Origin of the sequence: Pseudomonas sp. EA_65y_Pfl1_P113 (genome assembly GCF_963970525.1) — a bacterium.
GTDB lineage: Bacteria > Pseudomonadota > Gammaproteobacteria > Pseudomonadales > Pseudomonadaceae > Aquipseudomonas > Aquipseudomonas tritici.
The window spans coordinates 1-20,991 of the sequence record NZ_CAXAQM010000014.1 but is presented as its reverse complement, the minus strand read 5'-3'; the positions used below and the strand labels follow the sequence as shown (position 1 = coordinate 20,991).

Sequence of the window (20,991 nt, the reverse complement as noted above, 5' to 3'; positions counted from 1 at the left end):
CAGGTCGAGGGCGAATGCCTAGGGCTTTTTTGGCCAGGTGGGTACATCCCGGCGTGCGCCCGTGGGCAGGGCCGGTGCGGGCATGTCACCCCATTGGCCTTGACCCGGCGACGTGTCGGAGGACGTTGGCGACTGCCCTTTACTCGGCGCATTGGACGGCGGCGATGGTGCCTGGCGGCGATGGCGCAGGGCAAACTCGGCGACGGCTTCGATGTCTTCCTCGGCGATCGCATCCGCCCCGCGCCATGCCGCGTGCGCCCTGGCGCCGCGCAGCCAAACCAGATCCGCACGCAAGCCATCGACACCGGCGGCAAAGCACCGCTCTGTGATCTGCGCCAGTGCCTGGTCATCCAGTGCGATGGTGTCGAGTCGCGCCCGCGCCTGGGTACAGCGCTCGCGCAGAGCGGCTTGGGGCTCTGCCCAATGCGCGCAGAACGCCGCCGGGTCGCTGTCAAAGTCCAGGCGACGACGGATGATTTGCCCACGCTCGACCGGCAGGGTCTGCCCACTCAAGGCCACGTTGAAACCGAAGCGGTCGAGCAGTTGCGGGCGTAACTCGCCCTCCTCCGGATTCATGGTGCCGATCAGTACAAAACGCGCCGAATGGCGATGGGAGATGCCGTCACGCTCGATCAGGTTGGTGCCGCTGGCCGCCACGTCGAGCAGCAGGTCCACCAGGTGATCGGCCAGCAAGTTGACTTCATCGACATACAGCACCCCGCCGTCAGCCTTGGCCAAGACGCCGGGGGAAAACTGCGCGCGGCCTTCGCCCAATGCGGCGTCCAGGTCCAGCGTCCCCACCAGCCGCTCTTCGGTAGCGCCCAAGGGCAAGGTGACGAATTGACCACTGGCCAGCAGGTCTGCCAGCCCCCGCGCCAAGGTGGACTTGGCCATGCCACGCGGGCCTTCGATCAGCACGCCGCCGATCTTCGGGTCGATGGCAGTCAGGCACAGGGCCAATTTCAAGTCGTCGGCGCCGACCACGGCGGACAGCGGAAAATGCGGAGTATCAGTCATCAGCTGTCTTCTTCTATATCCAGCAACAGGTTTTCCAACGCCTCTTTATAAGCCCCCGGCGCCTGCCACTGGCCACGTTGCTGCGCTTCCAGCATGCGTTCGGTCATGTCACGCAGGGCGTCGGGATTGTGCTCTTGCACAAAGGCCCGTGTGTCAGGGTCCAGCAGGTAAGCGTCGGCGAGCAAGGCGTATTGATGATCGTCGATCAGCGCGGTGGTGGCATCGAACGCGAACAGATTGTCCACGGTCGCGGCCATTTCAAACGCACCTTTATAGCCATGGCGCTTCACGCCGTCGATCCACTTGGGGTTGGCGGCGCGGGAACGGATCACCCGGTTCAGCTCTTCCTTCAGCGTTCGGATCTTCGGCAGGTCCGGCTGGCTGTGGTCACCGTGGTAACTGGCGGCCTTTTCGCCACTCAGTTCTTCCACGGCGGCGAGCATGCCGCCCTGGAATTGGTAGTAATCATTGGAGTCGAGCAGGTCGTGCTCGCGGTTGTCCTGGTTCTGCAACACCGCCTGCACCTGGCTCAAGCGCTGGGCGAATTGCTCGCGGGCGGCGGTGCCCTCATCGGAGCCGCCATAGGCGTAGCCGCCCCAGTTCAAATAGACCTCGGCCAAGTCTTCGCGGCTTTGCCACAGGCGACCATCGATCGCGCCTTGCACACCCGCACCATAGGCGCCGGGTTTCGCGCCGAAGATGCGCCAGCCGGCCTGTTTCGCTGCGGCCTCTGCGTCCAGGCCCGACTTGAACAACGCCTCACGTTCACTGCGCACTTTGGCCGCCAGCGGGTTCATGTCGTCTGGTTCGTCCAGCGCGGCCACCGCCTGCACCGCCGCGTCGAACAGGCGGATCAGGTTGGCAAAGGCGTCACGGAAAAAGCCGGACACGCGCAACGTCACGTCAACGCGCGGACGGTCCAACAGGCTGATCGGCAGGATTTCAAAGTCATCCACGCGCTGGCTGCCCGTCGCCCACACCGGCCTCACGCCCATCAGCGCCATGGCCTGGGCGATATCGTCGCCGCCAGTGCGCATGGTGGCGGTGCCCCACACCGACAGGCCGAGCTGGCGCAGGTGGTCGCCATGGTCTTGCAGGTGCCGCTCAAGAATCAGGTTGGCCGACTGGAAGCCAATGCGCCAGGCCGTGGTGGTCGGCAAGTTGCGCACGTCGACGGTGAAAAAATTGCGCCCGGTCGGCAGCACGTCCAAACGCCCGCGACTCGGTGCGCCACTGGGGCCGGCAGGCACGAAGCGGCCGCTCAAGGCGTCCAGCAACCCGCGCATTTCTGCCGGCCCACAGGCGTCCAGGCATGGCGCCACGACTCTGCGCAGGCTCTCGATCACCGCCTTCACCTCCTCCCAACCGGGCGCTTCCAATTGTTCAAGCGGCCCTTCCAACGCCTGTTCGATCAGCCGCGCTGCATACAACTCCAGGCGCTCACGGGTATCGCCGGCGGTGCGCCACAACTGCTCATCGATTTTCAGCAACACGTCGGGCCGGCGCCCGGTCCAGGGTTCGGCCAGGGCGCAGTCGAGTGGGTCGAAGCCCAGCTCGAAAGCCTTGGCCAACACTCGCAGCACACTCGATTGCGGACCTCGGCCGTCACCACGCGGGATGCGCAGTAAGGCGAGCAAGGTGTCGATACGCAAGCGGCCTTCAGGCGACTCGCCAAAGATGTGCAGGCCGTCGCGGATCTGCGATTCCTTTAAGTCGCACAGGTAGGTATCGAGGCGCGGCAGCCAGATGGCGGCGTCGGCGTCCTTGTCCAGCTCAAGCTCCTGGTCGATACGGGTTTCGCGCACCAGCGTGAGGATGTCTTTCTGCAATTCCAGGGCGCGGCGTGGGTCGAGCAGTTGCGCCTCGTAATACTCGTCGGCCAACAACTCCAGGTCACGCAACGGGCCATAGGTTTCGGCGCGGGTCAGCGGCGGCATCAAGTGATCGATGATCACCGCCTGGGTACGCCGTTTGGCCTGGGCGCCCTCACCTGGGTCGTTGACGATAAACGGATAGATATTCGGCAGCGGCCCCAGCAGCGCATCGGGCCAGCAGTTTTCCGAGAGGCCCACGCCCTTGCCCGGCAGCCATTCGAGGTTGCCGTGCTTACCCACGTGAATCACAGCGTGGGCGCCGTAGGTATGGCGCAGCCAGAAATAGAACGCCAGATAGCCATGGGGTGGCACCAGGTCCGGGTCGTGGTACACCGCGCTGGCGTCGACCTGATAACCCCGCGCCGGTTGGATACCGACGAAGGTCAGTCCCAGGCGCAGGCCGGCGATCATCATCCGGCCGTCGCGGCACATCGGATCGTTATGAGGCGTGCCCCAGCGTTCCATCACGGCTCGACGATTAGCCTCGGGCAAGCGACTGAACAGTGTCTCGTAGTCGTCCAGGCCCAGGCTTTGATGGCACGGACGCAGGTCGAGACTGTCCAGGTCGTTGGTGACACCGCCCAGCAGTTGATGAATCAGCGCAGTGCCGCTGTCGGGCAACGTGTCCGGCAGCGGATAGCCTTCGGCCTGCAGGGCACGCAGGATATTCAGCGCCGCTGCGGGCGTATCCAGGCCTACGCCGTTACCGATACGGCCATCGCGAGTTGGGTAGTTGGCGAGGATCAATGCGATACGCTTGTGCGCGTTCGGCACCCGTGCGAGTTCGACCCAGCGCCGCGCCAGCTCAGCCACGAAATCCATACGCTCGGGCGCTGCTCGATAGCACACCACATCCGACTGGCTGCGCTCGCTGCGCCAGGCCAGGTCCTTGAAGCTGATCGGCCGGCTGATGATGCGCCCGTCCAGCTCCGGCAACGCAATGTGCATCGCCAGATCGCGCGGGCCGAGGCCTTGCTCGCTGGCCTCCCAGCCGGGCTGATTGTCCTGGGCGCAGATCGCCTGGATCACCGGGATATTGCGGCGAAACGGCCGCAAATGCGGCGCTTCGGGGCTGGATTGGGCAAAACCGGTGGTGTTGAGGATCACCGCCGCGCCGACCTCATCCAGCAAGTCCTCGACCACCGTCAGGCAGCCGGGCTCTTTAAGACTGGCCACCGCCATCGGCAACGGGTTCAACCCCGCCGCCTGCAAGCGCTCGCAGAACACATCAATAAAGCCGGTATTGGCGGCCTGCAAATGCGAGCGGTAGAACAGCACCGCCGCCACCGGCCAATCAGCGTTCCAATCCGCCTGCCAATCATTCAGGCGGGCAGTGGCGTTGTGCGGGTGATAAATCGCCGTGCGCGGCAGGGTTTGCGGTTCGGCCCAGGCGTAGTCTTGGCCTAGGTAGGCACTGGCCAGGCAGCGGTAAAAATCCAGCGCGTTAGCCAGGCCGCCCTGGCGCAGAAAGTGCCACAGGCGGTCACGTTCCTGTGCGCCAACAGTGCTCAAGCCGCTGAGCTCAGGGTCCGGGCGATCACACCCCGGCACCAGGATCAGTTGCACGCCGCGTTCCGCCAACGCCACCAGACGCTCGATGCCGTAACGCCAATAACCAATGCCGCCATGCAGCGAAATCAGGATGACCTTGGCGTGGCGCAGCACCTCATCGACGTACAGGTCGACCGAGGCATGGTTCTGCACTTGCATCGGGTTGGCCAGGCGAAACGTCGGGTAATCATCCGGCAAGTGCTGGGCGGCTTCGGCCAGCAGTGCGAGGCTCGAATCACCGCTGCACAAGATCACCAGTTCAGCGGGGGTTTGGCCAAGGTCGGCAATATTGTCGTCTGAGACGAAACCACCGGGCTGGGTCCTGAGCAGGTGCATGGGTTAAACGCTGAGGGCGGCGCGCAGTTGCGCTTCAAGGCCCGCTGCGTCCAGCGCCTGGCCGATCAGCACCAGTCGCGTTATGCGGGCTTCGTCGGCGCCCCAGGCGCGGTCAAAGTGTTTGTCGAAACGCGTGCCCACGCCCTGGATCAGCAGGCGCATCGGCTTGTTCGGGATGGCAGCGAAGCCTTTGACGCGCAGGATGCCGTGTTGCACGACCAATTGGTTCAGCGCATCGAGCAGCAGCGCTTCGTCAGCCTGCGGCAGGTCGATGGAAATGGAGTCGAAGGCATCGTGGTCATGATCGTCCTCGCCCTCGTGATGGTGATCGTGATGGCTGTGACGGCCGTCGATGTGCTCTTCAGAGCCAGCGCCCAGGCCAATCAGCACGTCCAACGGCACGCGACCGCTGCTGGCTTCAATGATCTTCACCGCTGGCGGCAGCTCTTCGGCGACTTCCAGGCGCACGCGGGCCAGGTCTTCAGGGCTGATCAGGTCGGATTTATTGAGGATAACGAGGTCGGCGCTGGCCAGTTGGTCAGCGAACAGTTCGTGCAGTGGCGATTCGTGGTCCAGGTTCGGATCGAGTTTGCGCTGGGCATCCACTTGATCCGGGAATGCCGCGAACGTGCCAGCGGCCACGGCCGGGCTGTCGACCACGGTAATCACCGCATCAACGGTGCAGGCGCTGCGGATCTCCGGCCACTGGAAGGCTTGTACCAACGGCTTTGGCAGGGCCAGCCCGGAGGTTTCGATAAGGATATGGTCAAGGTCACCGCGACGCGCGACCAGTTCGCGCATCACGGGGAAGAATTCTTCTTGCACGGTGCAGCACAGGCAGCCGTTCGCCAGTTCGTAAACACGGCCGCTGGCTTCTTCTTCGGTGCAACCGATGGAGCACTGCTTGAGGATTTCACCGTCGATGCCCAGCTCGCCGAATTCGTTGACGATCACGGCAATACGACGGCCCTGGGCGTTGTCGAGCATATGGCGCAGCAAGGTGGTTTTGCCCGAGCCGAGAAAGCCGGTAACGATGGTGACGGGGAGTTTGGCCAGTGTTTTCATCGGATGCCCTTTGGGGCGGGCATACGGGACGATAGGCCCTGCGACGGCGCGCAGCAGCGGTTTTCGTCACCGGATCACCCCGCCCGGTTGAATTGAAAATCGGTTGCGAGGCAGGTCTCCTGGCTTGGGGCTTGCGGGTCTTGCGACCGGCGCTGGCTGCGCCTTCCCGCCGTATCGGCAGTGGCGTGGCAGTCAGATAAACCCTTCACAGTTGCGGGGGCAGCCGCGGCTTGGACCGCGTTCCCTTCTTAGCTTTGGCCTGGGCCGAAGAACCTCGAGGGTGCAAGGCTACGCAGTGCTTGGGGGATGGTCAATGATGGGGTTGGGTTGGTGTACATATCCGTTTCTGCGGTTACGGCTGCTATTGGTTCCGCCATTACGGCGGAACCAATAGCAGCCATTACCCAAATAACGGATATGCACTCCCCAATTGACTCCCCTCCCACCCCCATGCTCTCCTACTCACCTTGTTTCGGGTGCCCTTCACAGGGTGAAACGGGAAACCGGTGAGCCATAATATATGGCAAGTCCGGTGCTGCCCCCGCAACGGTAAGCGAGTGAAGCGTCAGATCCACTGTGCCGCTAAGGCATGGGAAGGCGATGCTTAATTAGGCACAATGCCCCTCGCAAGCCCGGAGACCGGCCCGAAAAATCAGATAACAAACCCGCGGTGGGCGGGCGCTGTTCAAAACCCTGCGAGCCTGGCTCGAGGGGTTTTCATGCGCTCGTTTCACCCTGATACCTGAAAGGGACGCGCCATGTCGATCATCAGCAGCACTTCGCACTCCGCCAGCAGCACCTCTACCTTGAGCCAACGCCTGACCGCCGCAATCGGCGCGTCGATCCTGGGCGCGTGCCTGGTGTATTTCGCCGGCTTCTCGCACATCGAGGCGGTGCACAACGCTGCCCACGATACCCGCCACAGCGCCGCGTTCCCGTGCCACTGAGACCTGCCGACATGATCAAGCGTATTGCGCAAACTGCCGGTTTCACCGGTCTTCTGGCTGCCCTGCTGCTGACCCTGCTGCAAAGCTTCTGGGTCGCTCCGTTAATTCTGCAGGCGGAAACCTTTGAAAAGGCCCCGGCAGCGACTGAAGTGATGCATGAGCACGCAGCCGGTGCTGCCGCGCATACCCATGACCTCGAAGCCTGGGAGCCGGAAGACGGCTGGCAGCGCGTGTTGTCTACCACCGGCGGTAATCTGGTGGTCGCTGTCGGTTTCGCGCTGATGCTCGCCGGTCTCTATACCCTGCGCGCACCCACCCGCACTGCCCAGGGGCTGCTCTGGGGGTTGGCCGGCTACGCAACCTTCGTGTTGGCGCCGACAATGGGCCTGCCGCCTGAGCTGCCAGGCACTGCTGCCGCTGATCTCGCACAACGGCAGATCTGGTGGGTAGGCACCGCCGCCTCCACCGCTGCGGGCATAGCGCTGATCGTGTTCGGCCGCAATTGGCTGCTCAAAGCGCTGGGCGTAGCGATTCTGGTCGTGCCACACGTGATCGGCGCGCCCCAGCCGCAAGTGCATTCGATGCTAGCCCCCGAAGCCTTGGAAGCGCAGTTCAAGATTGCTTCGCAGTTGACCAATGTCGCCTTCTGGCTAGCGCTGGGCCTGATCAGCGCTTGGCTGTTCCGCCGCAATCGTGATGATCAATACCCAGCATGATTTTAGTGGTCGGCCTGGGGTGCCAGCGGGGTTGTGACGTTCACACCCTGCTGGCCCTGCTCGAGAGCGCCCTCGCCGAGGGCGGTATCGAGCCCCAACGGATCACCGCGCTGGCCAGTATCGACCGCAAACGCGATGAACCTGGCCTTCGAGCCCTGGCCGATCTGTTGAACGTGCCGTTCCAGTGTTTCGACGCTGATCAGTTGGCGGGCTATGCAGAACAGCTGAGCCACAAATCCGCGATCGCGTTTGCCCATACAGGCTGCTACGGCATTGCCGAAAGCGCCGCCCTGGCCCTGGCTGAACACCTCGCCAACGCCCCTGCCCGGCTATTGATTACCCGCAAGCAAACCGCCCAGGCCACCTTCGCATTGGCTTGCGCCGGCTGAAAACCTGATAATCGCCCGCTCCGATCATGAGCGTTCTTCATGCTCGTGCGTTTTTCCATAGGATATTCCCATGACCGTCTACTTCATCGGCGCAGGCCCCGGCGACCCGGAATTGATCACCGTCAAAGGCCAGCGGCTGATCCGCAGTTGCCCGGTGATCATCTATGCCGGCTCGCTGGTGCCGACGGCAGTGCTCGAAGGCCACCAGGCAGAACAACTGGTCAACAGTGCCGAATTGCACCTTGAACAGATCATCGACCTGATCAAGACCGCCCACGCGAAAGGCCAGGACGTGGCACGCGTACATTCTGGCGACCCGAGCCTGTACGGGGCGATTGGCGAGCAGATCCGTCATTTGCGTGAGCTGGGCATCCCATTCCAGATCATTCCCGGCGTCACGGCAGTGGCGGCTTGCGCAGCGTTATTGGAAACCGAGCTGACACTGCCGGACATCGCCCAGAGTGTGATCCTGACCCGTTATGCAGATAAAACCAGCATGCCGGATGGCGAGGACTTCGACAGCCTGGCGCGACATGGCACCACCATGGCGATCCATCTGGGGGTCAATCACTTGGAGAGAATCGTCGCTCAACTGCTGCCGCACTATGGCGCGGACTGCCCGATTGCCGTGGTGCACCGCGCGACGTGGCCGGATCAGGATTGGGTGGTGGGGGCGCTGAGCGATATTGCCGGGAAAGTGGCGGCGAAGGGATTTCGGCGAACGGCGTTGATTGTGGTGGGTCGGGTGTTGGGCAGTGAGGGTTTCAGTGAGTCTTCGCTGTATCGCGCAGGGCATGCGCACCTTTATCGATCTTAATAAACTGAATCAGCTTACAGATTCAAAGCACTGATTTAATTGAATAAATTATAATAAACCCGCTGGAGCGGGTTTATTCCCACAGTTGATCTGCTTTCTTAGCTAAGTATCTCAAACCATTGAATTTAAACAATAAAAACGGCGCTCACGGGGCGCCGTTTTTTTGTCCGCAGTGAACACCTTACTCAGTAGTAGGCGTTTTCTTTCTGCGTGTGGTCGGTCACGTCACGTACACCCTTGAGCTCTGGAATACGCTCCAGCAGGGTCCGCTCGATGCCTTCGCGCAGGGTCACGTCCGCCTGGCCGCAGCCTTGGCAGCCGCCGCCAAACTTGAGCACGGCAATGCCGTCATCCACCACGTCGATCAGGCTGACCTGACCGCCGTGGCTGGCCAGGCCCGGGTTGATCTCGGTTTGCAGGTAGTAGTTGATGCGCTCGTTCACCGGACTGTCGGCGTTGACGTTCGGCACCTTGGCATTCGGCGCCTTGATGGTCAGTTGGCCGCCCATGCGATCGGTGGCGTAGTCGACCACGGCGTCGTCGAGGAAGGCTTCGCTGAAGGCGTCGATGTACGCGGTGAAGCTTTTCAGCCCCAAGGCGGTATCTTCAGGCTTCTCTTCCCCTGGCTTGCAGTAGGCAATGCAAGTCTCGGCGTATTGGGTGCCGGGTTGGGTGATAAAGACACGAATACCGATACCTGGGGTGTTCTGCTTGGACAGCAGGTCAGCCAGGTAATCGTGGGCGGCGTCGGTAATGGTTATGGCAGTCATGGAAACTCCTCACAGGCTTGCCGGCAGTTTACGCCAAATCATTACAGAGGTACAAAGTCCTAGTATTTTTGTCGGGAAAGAGCTGCGGGATCATCAATGCCAAACCAACGCTTAAGCGTGCGATAGGTCGATTTTTCCAGCCATTGGTAGCTCGCAAAGGCGCAAAGCGCCGTTAATACGATGCAAACAGGCAGCATCGCATAGGGATCTATTCCCGTACGCTTGACCACCCACAGCCCAGCGCACAGAACCAGCACGTGGATCAGATACACCGAGTAAGAGCAGTCCCCCATCAGCTTCAACACGCGTGAGCCTTGGAAGTAAGGCTCCAGTGCCACGCAACTGATGACCAGGATCGCGCTGGGCACGCCCCATTCAAACGCACGGGGCAGATCCGCCCCGTGATAAAACGCCACTGATGCCGCCACAATCCCCAACAACGGCACCCACGCCCTGGCCCGACACAGGCCGCGGCGATACAGCATGCCGATGACCATGCCCATCAGAAACTCCAGGACAATATCATTGCTGTAAAAACCGTCGGCCAAGTCAAGGGCGGGAGCGATGAGGTAGCACACCAGGTACAACAGCACGGCCACCACCCACAACCGATAGTCCCCACGAACCCACAAGGCGACGGCGAACAGGCCATAGAACAGCATTTCGAAGTTCAGGGTCCAGCCGACATCCAGCAGCGGATAGACGCCGTAGCCTGCCGGGTGCTGGGCAGGGATAAAGAGCATCGACAGGAGCACATGGCCCAGCGCGAGTTGAACATCGGGAAACATCGACGGCACAGCCAGGGTCAGGAGGGCCAGCAGCAAGGTATAGAACCAGTACGCCGGAGCGATCCGTGCCACGCGCATGAGCATGAAGCGCCGAGGTGTCAGGGCTTTGTCTGCGGTCGCAAGGAATATCACCAGGCCGCTGATGACAAAGAACACATCCACCCCTGCGCCGCCTTTTTCGACGAACAGATACTCCAGCGCGTTGTGCACCTCAAAGTTGAAAAACAGCTGCATGACATGGTGACCCACCACCAGCCATGCAGCCAAGGCGCGGAGAAATTGCACTGAAATCAACATTATCGGAGTACCTTTTCGAGCCCCGCGCACTGGATATCCGACTGCTTCAACTTCCGCCTGGAGAGATGACTGGATCAATGAGAGTCGTTATAGGTTCTCATAGCGGTTCATGTCCAATACCCCCTCTTCCACGGGCGCGACTTCGTGGAGGTACTGCGACAGATCGTGGAAGTACTGCCAGAACAACGGATGACTGCGCCGCACGCCCCAGCGGTCGACGATCTTTTCGAAACGATCGGCATCTTTGGCCCGCTCCATTTCAGCCACGAACTCGGGCACTTCCTGGGCGGGTATATTGAACATGAAGTTCGGGTAACTGCTTAGTACGCCGGGGTAAAGGGTCAAGGTGTCGAGTCTCGGCTGGTAGCGATAGGCTTCGCCCAGCAAAAACGCGACATTACTGTGGGCGCGGTTGCGCAGCAGGCTGTAGATCTCGCGCTTGCCGCTGGCAGTTTGAATGCGCAACATCGTGGCTTCGGGCAATTGATCGATCACCTTGAGCCCGGCGGCCGGGCGTGAGGTCAAGCGGCTCAACGCCTGCTCCGCATCCTGCAAGACCGGATCAATACCGCTGCGCGAGCAATACGCACTCACACAACGGTTAAATGGGTCCGGGCTGGCGTTCAAGCTGGCATAACGGGTCAACAATTGGTTGGCGAAATCGCGCTTCGGGTCGTTTTGGTTCAGGTGCAAACCCGTGGGTTTTTCATCATCAATGGCCTCATAGTCCAGCCAGAGCTTGATCTTGCCGCTGTTCTGGTACCAGTCGTCGAGGAAGTCTTCACGGGTATCGGCGGGCATCAGGCGCAGGAAGTTCTGCTCGGCGCCGTTACGGATCAGGTCGAAGTACAACCGGGTCTGGGCCTGGTGCGAGACATTGCCGAACACGTCGAAATTCACCGCCAATTGGTAGTACGTACGCTCCAGCAGCGGATAGTCGAACAACCACATCGTCTGCGGCACATCGCCGATCAGGCCTTTGGTCACCGAGGCGCTGTCGAAGTGGCGGAAAATGCTCAGCAAGGCATCGTCATTGCCCGCCCACAGGCTCGACCAGCTTGGCGGCGGCAGGTCAGCATAGCTGTCACGGCGCAGGGCCTCGTATTCATTGCGTTTATCGCGGTAGGCCCGCCACAGGCTGAGCACGCTGCCCACATCGTCATTCTGTCCCGGCATGGCCAGTAATGGCGTGGCCTGGCCGCGATAGCGCGCATCGGTGATGTAGAGGTCGTGGTCCGGGTCTTGGAACAGGGTCCAGAAGTTATCGCGGATCACATCCGTGGCAATCTGCCCGCGGCACACCGGCCCACGAATGAAAGTGCGTACGAAGTATTCGGCGTTATCCAGCATGAACTGGTAACGCGCCTTGGCGGGGATGGCCTCGAAGGTTTCGAATGGATTGGCGCGACGGGCTGGGCCGTAGCCAGGCAAGGCGCTGACCTGCCAGTCGCCGGCGTAGAACAGCGCTTTGATGCGCGCCATTTTCGCAGCACTGAAGGGGTAAGTGATGTGGGTTTTATGCACGATCACGCCCTGCACTGGCCACAGGCGGTAATACACATGAGTACCAGGGTCATCGTTAGGGCGACGGGTAGTGATCAGATCAATCGGCTGCCCGCTCGGGGTGCGCGACCGCACCCACTGGAAGAAATGCCCCGGCTCGCCATTCTCGAAGTCAATATGCGCCAGGTACAAATGCTCAAATAACCAGCGTGCCACCAAGCTTTCGCGGGCGCCTGGCTTGTTGAACAGGTTCTCCCACTGCTGCACCTGCAAGGCTTCGCTGGCACTCGGCGCCAGGCTTTGTTCATCTATAGGCGCGCCGGACGCGAGCCAGCGTTGCAGCGCCTGGTACTGCTGCTCGGTCAGGCCGGTGACGGCGAGTGGCATGCCTTCCTTGGGGTGGGCGCCGGCGTAGGCGTTGAATTCGCCGGGTATTGCGCACATGTTCGCGCGGTTCAGGCCCAGGACGATGTCTTCAGGCAACTTGGCATTGGGTGCCAGTGCAGCGTTGTGCCCCAATTCGAGCATGCGCGCCATCAATGCAGCCTGGCTGCCCTGCGCGTCCAACACCGAGTAAAAGCCCTTCTGTTGCCAGGCCGCCTTGCCAGAAGCATCTATAAACAGGCGGGTGGTCGGCGCCGCCTGGCTGCGCTCGCCATCATACACCGGCATTTTGCTCGCACCGCGCACCGCGCCTTCGGCACTGCCCAGGTTGAGCTGGCAGGCGGAGTCGTAGCAGGCATGGCAGGCCACGCATTTCTCGGTGAAGATCGGTTGAATGTCGCGGGTATACGAAATCGCCGGGGCGGATCCGTCGGCCTGAGCAGTGCAGGTAACCAGTGCCAGGACGGCGCTGGCGATGAGGCGAAATGACATGGATCCGGTCCCGATTCAATGCGTGCGGCGAAAAGTGCCGGTGATTCTACCGGGCCATGCCCCCAGCCAACATGAACGATATTCATGTAAAACCCGTACATGCTCCAAATCGGCACAGGTTTGCTATGATTCACGCCCTCCGAAATGCCTGACCAGAGTAGTCCCATGTCCGATCGTAGCGCTCGTCTGCAAGCCCTTCACCAAGCCCTCAAGGACCGCATCCTGATCCTCGACGGCGGTATGGGCACGATGATCCAGAGCTACAAGCTTGAAGAACAGGACTACCGTGGCAAACGCTTCGCCGACTGGCCAAGTGACGTCAAGGGAAACAACGACTTGCTGGTGCTCACCCGTCCGGACGTGATCGGCGGTATTGAAAAAGCCTACCTGGATGCCGGTGCCGACATCCTCGAAACCAACACCTTCAATGCCACCCGCGTTTCCATGGCCGATTACGGCATGGAAGAACTGGCCTACGAGCTCAACGTAGAAGGCGCACGCCTGGCGCGCAAGGTCGCTGACGCCAAGACCCTGGAGACACCGGCCAAGCCGCGTTTCGTTGCTGGCGTGCTCGGCCCGACCAGCCGTACCTGCTCGCTGTCGCCCGACGTGAACAACCCCGGCTACCGCAACGTGACCTTTGATGAACTGGTGGAAAACTACACCGAAGCCACCAAAGGCCTGATCGAAGGCGGCGCTGACCTGATCCTGATCGAAACCATCTTCGACACCCTCAACGCCAAGGCGGCGATCTTCGCCGTGCAGGGTGTGTTTGAAGAGCTGAATATCGAACTGCCGATCATGATCTCCGGCACCATCACCGACGCCTCCGGCCGCACGCTGTCGGGCCAGACCACTGAAGCGTTCTGGAACTCCGTCAGCCACGCCAAGCCGATTTCCGTGGGCCTAAACTGCGCCCTGGGCGCCAGCGAACTGCGCCCGTACCTGGAAGAGTTGTCGAACAAAGCCAGCACCCATGTGTCCGCGCACCCCAATGCTGGCCTGCCCAACGAATTCGGCGAGTACGATGAACTGCCATCGGAAACCGCCAAGGTTATCGAGGAGTTTGCCCAGAGCGGCTTCCTGAACATCGTCGGCGGCTGCTGCGGCACCACGCCGGGCCATATCGAAGCCATCGCCAAGGCTGTGGCCGGTTATGCGCCGCGCCAGATCCCGGACATCCCCAAGGCCTGCCGCCTGTCGGGCCTGGAGCCGTTCACGATTGATCGCAGCTCATTGTTCGTCAACGTCGGCGAGCGCACCAACATCACCGGCTCCGCGCGTTTCGCGCGCCTGATCCGTGAAGACAACTACACCGAAGCCCTGGAAGTCGCCTTGCAGCAGGTAGAAGCCGGCGCCCAGGTGATCGATATCAACATGGACGAGGGCATGCTCGATTCGAAGAAGGCCATGGTGACCTTCCTCAATCTGATTGCCGGCGAGCCGGACATCTCCCGCGTGCCGATCATGATCGACTCCTCCAAGTGGGAAGTGATCGAGGCCGGCCTGAAGTGCATCCAGGGCAAGGGCATCGTCAACTCCATCAGCATGAAGGAAGGCGTCGAGCAGTTCATTCACCACGCCAAGCTGTGCAAGCGCTATGGCGCCGCCGTGGTGGTGATGGCGTTTGACGAAGCCGGCCAGGCCGACACCGAAGCGCGCAAGAAAGAGATCTGCAAACGCTCCTACGACATCCTGGTGAATGAAGTCGGCTTCCCGCCGGAAGACATCATCTTCGACCCGAACATTTTCGCGGTCGCCACCGGTATCGAAGAGCACAACAACTACGCCGTCGACTTTATCAACGCCTGTGCCTATATCCGTGACGAGCTGCCGTATGCGCTGACCTCCGGCGGCGTGTCCAACGTGTCGTTCTCGTTTCGTGGCAACAACCCGGTGCGTGAGGCAATCCACTCGGTGTTCCTGCTGTACGCGATCCGCAACGGCCTGACCATGGGTATCGTCAACGCCGGCCAGTTGGAGATCTACGACCAGATCCCGGCCGAGCTGCGTGACGCCGTGGAAGACGTGGTGCTCAACCGCACCCCGGAAGGCACCGACGCCCTCCTCGCCATCGCCGACAAATACAAAGGCGACGGCAGCGTCAAGGAAGCCGAGACCGAAGAATGGCGCGGCTGGCCGGTCAACAAACGTCTGGAACATGCGCTGGTCAAGGGCATCACCACCCACATCGTCGACGACACCGAGGAATCCCGGCAGTCATTCGCACGCCCGATCGAAGTGATCGAAGGCCCGTTGATGTCCGGCATGAACATCGTTGGCGACCTGTTCGGCGCCGGCAAAATGTTCCTGCCCCAGGTGGTGAAGTCCGCCCGTGTGATGAAGCAGGCCGTGGCCCACTTGATTCCGTTCATCGAACTGGAAAAAGGCGACAAGCCGGAAGCCAAGGGCAAGATCCTGATGGCCACTGTGAAAGGCGACGTGCACGACATCGGCAAGAACATCGTCGGCGTGGTGCTGGGATGCAACGGCTATGACATCGTCGACCTCGGCGTGATGGTGCCGGCGGAGAAGATCCTGCAGGTGGCCAAGGAGCAGAAGTGCGACATCATCGGGCTGTCCGGCCTGATCACCCCGTCCCTGGACGAGATGGTGCATGTCGCCCGTGAGATGCAGCGCCAGGACTTCCACCTGCCCTTGATGATCGGTGGCGCCACCACGTCCAAGGCGCACACGGCGGTGAAAATCGAGCCCAAGTACAGCAACGATGCGGTGATCTACGTGACCGACGCCTCGCGCGCCGTGGGCGTGGCCACGCAACTGCTGTCCAAGGAACTCAAGGCCGGTTTCGTCGAGAAAACCCGCCTGGAATACATCGACGTGCGCGAACGGACCTCCAACCGTAGCGCCCGCACCGAACGCCTGAGCTACCCGGCCGCCATCGCGAAGAAGCCGCCGTTCGACTGGAGCAGCTACACGCCGGTGGTGCCGACCTTTACCGGCGCCAAGGTGCTGGACAATATCGACCTCAAGGTGCTGGCCGAGTACATCGACTGGACACCGTTCTTTATCTCCTGGGACCTGGCCGGCAAATTCCCACGCATCCTTACCGATGAAGTCGTGGGTGAAGCGGCCACCGCGCTGTACGCCGACGCCCAGGAAATGCTCGCCAAGCTGATCGACGAAAAACTCATCAGCGCCCGCGCGGTATTCGGTTTCTGGCCGACCAACCAGGTGCAGGACGATGACCTGGAAGTCTACGGCGACGACGGCCAACCGATCGCAAAGCTGCACCACCTGCGCCAGCAGATCATCAAGACTGACGGCAAGCCGAATTTCTCCCTGGCCGACTTCGTGGCACCCAAAGACAGCGGTGTAACCGACTACATCGGTGGTTTCATCACCACCGCCGGCATCGGTGCCGAAGAAGTCGCCAGGGCCTATCAGGACGCTGGCGACGACTACAACTCAATCATGGTCAAGGCCCTGGCCGACCGCCTGGCCGAAGCCTGCGCCGAGTGGCTGCACCAGCAAGTCCGTAAGGACTACTGGGGTTACGCCAGGGACGAGCAACTGGATAACGAAGCGCTGATCAAGGAGCAATACAGCGGCATCCGCCCTGCCCCGGGCTACCCGGCGTGCCCGGATCACACCGAAAAAGCCCAACTGTTCCAACTGCTCGATCCCGAGGCCCGCGAAATGCAGGCCGGGCGTAGTGGCGTGTTCCTCACCGAGCACTACGCGATGTTTCCGGCGGCGGCCGTCAGCGGCTGGTACTTCGCCCATCCGCAGGCGCAATACTTCGCTGTGGGCAAAGTCGACAAAGACCAGGTGGCGAGCTACACCGCCCGTAAAGGCCAGGACCTGGCCGTGACCGAGCGTTGGCTGGCGCCGAACCTGGGTTACGACAACTGATTGACCGCCCCCCCAGGTTCTGTAGTGAGCGGGCTTTCCCCGCGCGGGGCAAGCTCGTTCACTACAGATCAAAACATCGTCAGCTATGCTGTCCCTCACACACCTTGTGTCGAGGGATTTATGGACGATCCAGTCAACAACAAGCCCCCTACTTTCTGGCAGATGCTGCACAGCGTCTTGGCGGCCGCCTTTGGCGTGCAGAGTGGCAAGAACCGCGCCCGCGACTTTACCCACGGCAAGCCCAGCCACTTTGTGCTGCTGGGCATTCTGTTCACAGCGGTGTTTGCCTTGGCGTTGTTCGGCATCGTCAAGCTGGTGCTGCTCCTGGCCGGGGTCTAGCGCAGCAGCAGTTGCAAGCTGAAGGGATAACGGTAGGACGCCGGCTTGCCGACGGCAGACAGCGCACGAAAGTCAACGCGCGCAGTAGCGCCCAGTAAGCGCTGCGCCTGGGCGGCGTCAATCAGCTGGAATAACGCTTCCTGGCGATCACGTCCGCCGAAGGTGCCAATGTCCACACCCTTGGCATCATCATGAATCAACACCATCGCCCACCCGCCCAGGGTGAAATGCCCGGCGACCAGCGTACTCAGTCGACCGTCCAACCGCGCCTGCAAGATCTGCGGTGAACTGTTGGCCGCACTGAACAACACGTGCTTGCCCGGCATTTGCCCGCTGCCCTGCAGCGCCTGCATCGCACCCAGTGCCATCTCATCGTTGGCCGACCACACCAGCGCCGTCTTCGGGTAGCGCTTGAACAGTTGCGTGGCTTGCTCGAACGCGCGCTGACGGCTCCATTCGCCATAGACCAACTGGCGCAGCCGCACCTCGGGGTGCTCGGCCAGGGCGCGATGCAGGCCCTGTTCACGCAACTGCGCGGCCGGGGTGTTCTTGACGCCGGAGAAGGCCAACAAATCAATGCGCTCGCCAGGCGCGACAGGGCCGTGCTGGCGCAGTAGATCGCTGAACATCAGGTACCCGGCCTGCTCGTCGTCGGGAACGATGCTGCCGAGCCAATCGACGTCGTGGCCGAGCATTTGCACTTGGTCGGCAGTCAGCGCGTTATTCACGATCAGCAGCTTGACCCCCCTGCCCTGGGCCATGCGCAGAATCTGTGGGGCAACGTATTGTTCATTCACCAGCACCAGGTAATCCGGCCGCTCGCTGCCTTGCAGCGCCTCACGGGCCTGGATCAGGGTGTTTTGGGTATCGCGCTCGGAATAGCGCACGCGTAAATGCAGGCCGAGGTCCTTGGCACCGGCCTGCATGAATTGCGTGTAGCTGACCCAGAAGGTTTCCGTCGACATGCCCGGGTTGAGAAACACCACCGACGTGGCATGGGCCGTTGCCCCATACGCCGACCCCAGCAACCAGACACACGCAATCAACACCTTCAACATGGTTATCAAACCTTGAATATTGACCGCCATGATAGTGGCAATGCGACAGTCACCCGAGGACGTTTACTGGTGGCTCACCCAGAATACGGCAGTTCCCACCACCAGTATGATCAAAAACAGAATGGCCCAGGCATCAACGGTACTGTCGGGTTTACGGGCTTTTGTAGGATTGCTCATCGCATCGCCTCTTATCGGTTTTATAGGTGATTGCTAGGGGGCGCTCTTATCGATTTTCCCCGCTGGCGGGGAAAATCGATGAGAACGCCCCCTAAACACGCTCACAGTAAAGTTGACGATTGCCCGTATGACAAATGTGGGTATCGCAATAATGGCTCTAATTAGGCGATTTGGTTATTTGCATATACTCAAACATCACTTTTGCGCATAAACGCAAACTGGTATCGTGCCCCGGCTCCGTTGGGAGTGCGCGGCCGTGCGCGCAGATTTGCCGAGAACAGGACCTATATGTACGTATACGACGAATACGATCAGCGCATCATCGAGGACCGCGTCAAGCAGTTCCGTGATCAGACCCGACGCTACTTAGCAGGTGAACTGAGCGAAGAAGAGTTCCGCCCTCTGCGCCTGCAAAATGGCCTTTATGTGCAGCGCTTTGCGCCGATGCTGAGGGTGGCCGTGCCCTATGGCCAACTGACGTCACGTCAGACGCGCATGATGGCCAAGATTGCCCGCGACTTCGACAAAGGCTACGCCCACATCAGCACCCGCCAGAACGTCCAGTTCAACTGGCCGGCACTGGAAGATGTGCCGGACATCCTGGCTGAATTGGCGACCGTGCAAATGCACGCGATTCAGACCAGCGGTAACTGCCTGCGTAACGTGACCACCGACCAATTCGCCGGCGTGGCCGCTGACGAACTGATCGATCCACGCCCTTGGTGCGAAATCGTCCGTCAGTGGACCACCTTCCACCCGGAATTCGCCTACTTGCCACGCAAGTTCAAGATCGCCATCAATGGCTCGACCTCGGACCGCGCGGCCATCGAAGTGCACGATATCGGCCTGGAGCCAGTGCACAACGCAGCCGGCGAACTGGGCTTCCGCGTACTGGTGGGTGGTGGCCTTGGCCGGACCCCGGTAGTCGGCGCCTTCATCAACGAGTTCCTGCCGTGGCAGGACCTGTTGAGCTACCTCGACGCGATCCTGCGGGTCTACAACCGCTATGGCCGTCGTGACAACAAATACAAGGCCCGGATCAAGATCCTGGTCAAGGCGCTGACCCCTGAGGTGTTTGCCCAGAAAGTCGACGCTGAAATGGAACACCTGCGCGGCGGCCAGACCACACTGACCGAAGCCGAAGTGCACCGCGTGGCCAAACACTTCGTTGATCCCGAGTACAAGGCCCTGACCAATCAGGACGCCGAGCTCGCGGCACTCGACCAGCGGCACCCAGGTTTCGCCCGTTGGCGTACCCGCAACACCCTGGCGCACAAGAAGCCGGGTTATGTCGCGGTGACCCTGTCGCTGAAACCTACCGGCGTTGCTCCGGGCGATATCACCGACAAGCAGCTGGACGCCGTCGCCGACTTGGCCGAGCGCTACAGCTTTGGCCAACTGCGCACCTCCCACGAGCAGAACATCATTCTCGCGGACGTTGAGCAGAGCCAATTGTTTATCCTGTGGGGCGAGCTGCGCGAAGGCGGTTTCGCCACACCGAACATCGGCCTGCTGACCGACATCATCTGCTGCCCGGGTGGCGATTTCTGCTCCCTGGCCAACGCCAAGTCGATCCCGATTGCCGAATCGATCCAGCGTCGTTTCGAAGACCTGGACTACCTGTTCGACATCGGCGAGCTGGACCTGAACATCTCCGGTTGCATGAACGCCTGTGGTCACCACCACGTCGGCCACATCGGCATCCTGGGCGTGGACAAGAAAGGCGAAGAATTCTACCAAGTGTCCCTGGGTGGCAGCGCCAGCCGCGATGCGAGCCTGGGCAAGATCCTCGGCCCGTCTTTCGCCCAGGAAGCCATGCCCGAGGTGATCGGCAAACTGATCGATGTGTACATCGAACAGCGCACCGAAGATGAGCGTTTTATCGACACCTACCAGCGCATCGGCATTGACCTGTTCAAGGAGCGCGTCTATGCAGCGAATCATTAAGAACAACGAAGTCCTCGACGAAACCTGGCACCTGCTGCCCAAGGACGCGAGCTTCGACGGCATCTCCAATTGCGACGACCTGATCGTGCCGTTGGCGCTGTGGCGCGAACACGGCCACGCCCTAAAGGCCCGCGACGGCGGCCTGGGTGTGTGGCTGGACGCCGATGAAGAAGCCGAAGAGATCGGCGACGACGTGGAACACTTCCAAGTCATCGCCCTGAACTTCCCGGCGTTCACCGACGGTCGCAACTACTCCAACGCGCGCCTGTTGCGTGACCGTTACGGTTACAAGGGCGAGTTGCGCGCCATTGGCGACGTACTGCGCGACCAGTTGTTCTACCTGCGCCGCTGCGGGTTCGATGCCTTCGCCCTGCGCGCCGACAAAGACCCGTACGAAGCGCTGGAAAGCCTCAAGGACTTCTCCGTGACGTACCAGGCTGCAACGGATGAACCGTTGCCGTTGTTTCGTCGTCGCTGAGTCTTAGCGAAAGAAGAAGCCCTGGCATGCCAGGGCTTTTTTATGGTTCTTCACGGAATCACGGGAAAGACAGAAACAAGAACGCCGATTTGATGGATGATGTTCGTGCGAGCAAACACATCTAAAAAACCGGCGTTCTTATGCGTGATATTAATACTTTTCTTCCCTTT

General features: G+C 61.1%; 15 protein-coding genes and 2 riboswitches. Of the genes, 8 read left to right on the top strand and 7 right to left on the bottom strand.

Annotation, left to right across the window (positions count from 1 at the left end; all coding sequences use genetic code 11):
• Positions 1-18: 18 nt before the first annotated feature.
• The 3 genes from AACY52_RS14795 to cobW are packed head-to-tail and all read right to left on the bottom strand — an operon-like array spanning position 19 to position 5,843.
• Positions 19-1,017: an AAA family ATPase gene (locus AACY52_RS14795; RefSeq protein ID WP_339418353.1), complete on the bottom strand. Its 999-nt coding sequence runs from the start codon at positions 1,015-1,017 to the stop codon at positions 19-21.
• Positions 1,017-4,778, bottom strand: coding sequence for a cobaltochelatase subunit CobN (gene cobN / locus AACY52_RS14790; protein WP_339418351.1), 3,762 nt, complete (start codon positions 4,776-4,778; stop codon positions 1,017-1,019). Before cobN ends, AACY52_RS14795 begins: the two co-directional genes overlap by 1 nt.
• Positions 4,779-4,781: 3 nt before the next feature.
• Complete coding sequence (gene cobW, locus AACY52_RS14785) at positions 4,782-5,843, bottom strand: cobalamin biosynthesis protein CobW (RefSeq protein WP_339428036.1); 1,062 nt, start codon at positions 5,841-5,843, stop codon at positions 4,782-4,784.
• 91 nt (positions 5,844-5,934) lie between these two features.
• Positions 5,935-6,135: riboswitch (cobalamin riboswitch) on the bottom strand.
• A 165-nt stretch (positions 6,136-6,300) separates the two neighbouring features.
• Positions 6,301-6,506: riboswitch (cobalamin riboswitch) on the top strand.
• Positions 6,507-6,601: 95 nt separating this feature from the next.
• On the opposite strand from cobW, the gene AACY52_RS14780 reads away from it, so the two are divergent.
• From AACY52_RS14780 to cobM, 4 genes are all read left to right on the top strand, one after another.
• A complete protein-coding gene (locus AACY52_RS14780) occupies positions 6,602-6,790 on the top strand; it encodes a CbtB-domain containing protein (protein ID WP_012723860.1) in 189 nt (62 codons plus the stop codon).
• Positions 6,791-6,801: 11 nt separating this feature from the next.
• Positions 6,802-7,506 (top strand): CbtA family protein, encoded by a 705-nt coding sequence (locus AACY52_RS14775; RefSeq protein ID WP_339428037.1) that lies wholly within the window; start codon positions 6,802-6,804, stop codon positions 7,504-7,506.
• The gene (locus AACY52_RS14770; protein WP_339418348.1) at positions 7,503-7,895 is read left to right on the top strand and encodes a cobalamin biosynthesis protein; all 393 of its coding nucleotides are present in this window, start codon (positions 7,503-7,505) and stop codon (positions 7,893-7,895) included. Before AACY52_RS14775 ends, AACY52_RS14770 begins: the two co-directional genes overlap by 4 nt.
• Positions 7,896-7,965: 70 nt before the next feature.
• On the top strand, positions 7,966-8,712 hold the full coding sequence (gene cobM, locus AACY52_RS14765; RefSeq protein WP_339560576.1) for a precorrin-4 C(11)-methyltransferase: 747 nt from the start codon (positions 7,966-7,968) through the stop codon (positions 8,710-8,712).
• A gap of 185 nt (positions 8,713-8,897) precedes the next feature.
• Here the strand turns inward: cobM and nfuA are convergent, their stop codons facing one another.
• The 3 genes from nfuA to AACY52_RS14750 form a co-directional block, all read right to left on the bottom strand.
• A complete protein-coding gene (gene nfuA / locus AACY52_RS14760; protein ID WP_003190728.1) occupies positions 8,898-9,482 on the bottom strand; it encodes a Fe-S biogenesis protein NfuA in 585 nt (194 codons plus the stop codon).
• A gap of 59 nt (positions 9,483-9,541) precedes the next feature.
• Positions 9,542-10,567 (bottom strand): acyltransferase, encoded by a 1,026-nt coding sequence (locus tag AACY52_RS14755; protein ID WP_339436734.1) that lies wholly within the window; start codon positions 10,565-10,567, stop codon positions 9,542-9,544.
• An 87-nt stretch (positions 10,568-10,654) separates the two neighbouring features.
• Positions 10,655-12,946: a fatty acid cis/trans isomerase gene (locus AACY52_RS14750; RefSeq protein ID WP_339438883.1), complete on the bottom strand. Its 2,292-nt coding sequence runs from the start codon at positions 12,944-12,946 to the stop codon at positions 10,655-10,657.
• A gap of 165 nt (positions 12,947-13,111) precedes the next feature.
• Between AACY52_RS14750 and metH the strand changes: the two genes are divergently transcribed.
• Both metH and AACY52_RS14740 read left to right on the top strand, forming a co-directional pair.
• Positions 13,112-16,822 carry a methionine synthase gene (gene metH, locus AACY52_RS14745; protein ID WP_339436736.1) on the top strand — a complete coding sequence of 1,237 codons (3,711 nt, stop codon included), beginning with the start codon at positions 13,112-13,114 and terminating at the stop codon, positions 16,820-16,822.
• A gap of 120 nt (positions 16,823-16,942) precedes the next feature.
• Positions 16,943-17,161, top strand: coding sequence for a DUF2970 domain-containing protein (locus AACY52_RS14740; RefSeq protein WP_339418339.1), 219 nt, complete (start codon positions 16,943-16,945; stop codon positions 17,159-17,161).
• Here AACY52_RS14740 and AACY52_RS14735 read toward each other — a convergent pair.
• Positions 17,158-18,219 carry an ABC transporter substrate-binding protein gene (locus tag AACY52_RS14735; protein WP_339436737.1) on the bottom strand — a complete coding sequence of 354 codons (1,062 nt, stop codon included), beginning with the start codon at positions 18,217-18,219 and terminating at the stop codon, positions 17,158-17,160. The genes AACY52_RS14740 and AACY52_RS14735 overlap by 4 nt on opposite strands.
• 465 nt (positions 18,220-18,684) lie before the next feature.
• Here AACY52_RS14735 and AACY52_RS14730 point away from each other — a divergent pair, with 465 nt between their 5' ends.
• Together AACY52_RS14730 and AACY52_RS14725 are read left to right on the top strand one after the other, a co-directional pair.
• Positions 18,685-20,343 carry a nitrite/sulfite reductase gene (locus tag AACY52_RS14730; protein ID WP_339560575.1) on the top strand — a complete coding sequence of 553 codons (1,659 nt, stop codon included), beginning with the start codon at positions 18,685-18,687 and terminating at the stop codon, positions 20,341-20,343.
• Complete coding sequence (locus AACY52_RS14725) at positions 20,327-20,821, top strand: DUF934 domain-containing protein (RefSeq protein ID WP_048727764.1); 495 nt, start codon at positions 20,327-20,329, stop codon at positions 20,819-20,821. Before AACY52_RS14730 ends, AACY52_RS14725 begins: the two co-directional genes overlap by 17 nt.
• Positions 20,822-20,991: the final 170 nt, after the last annotated feature.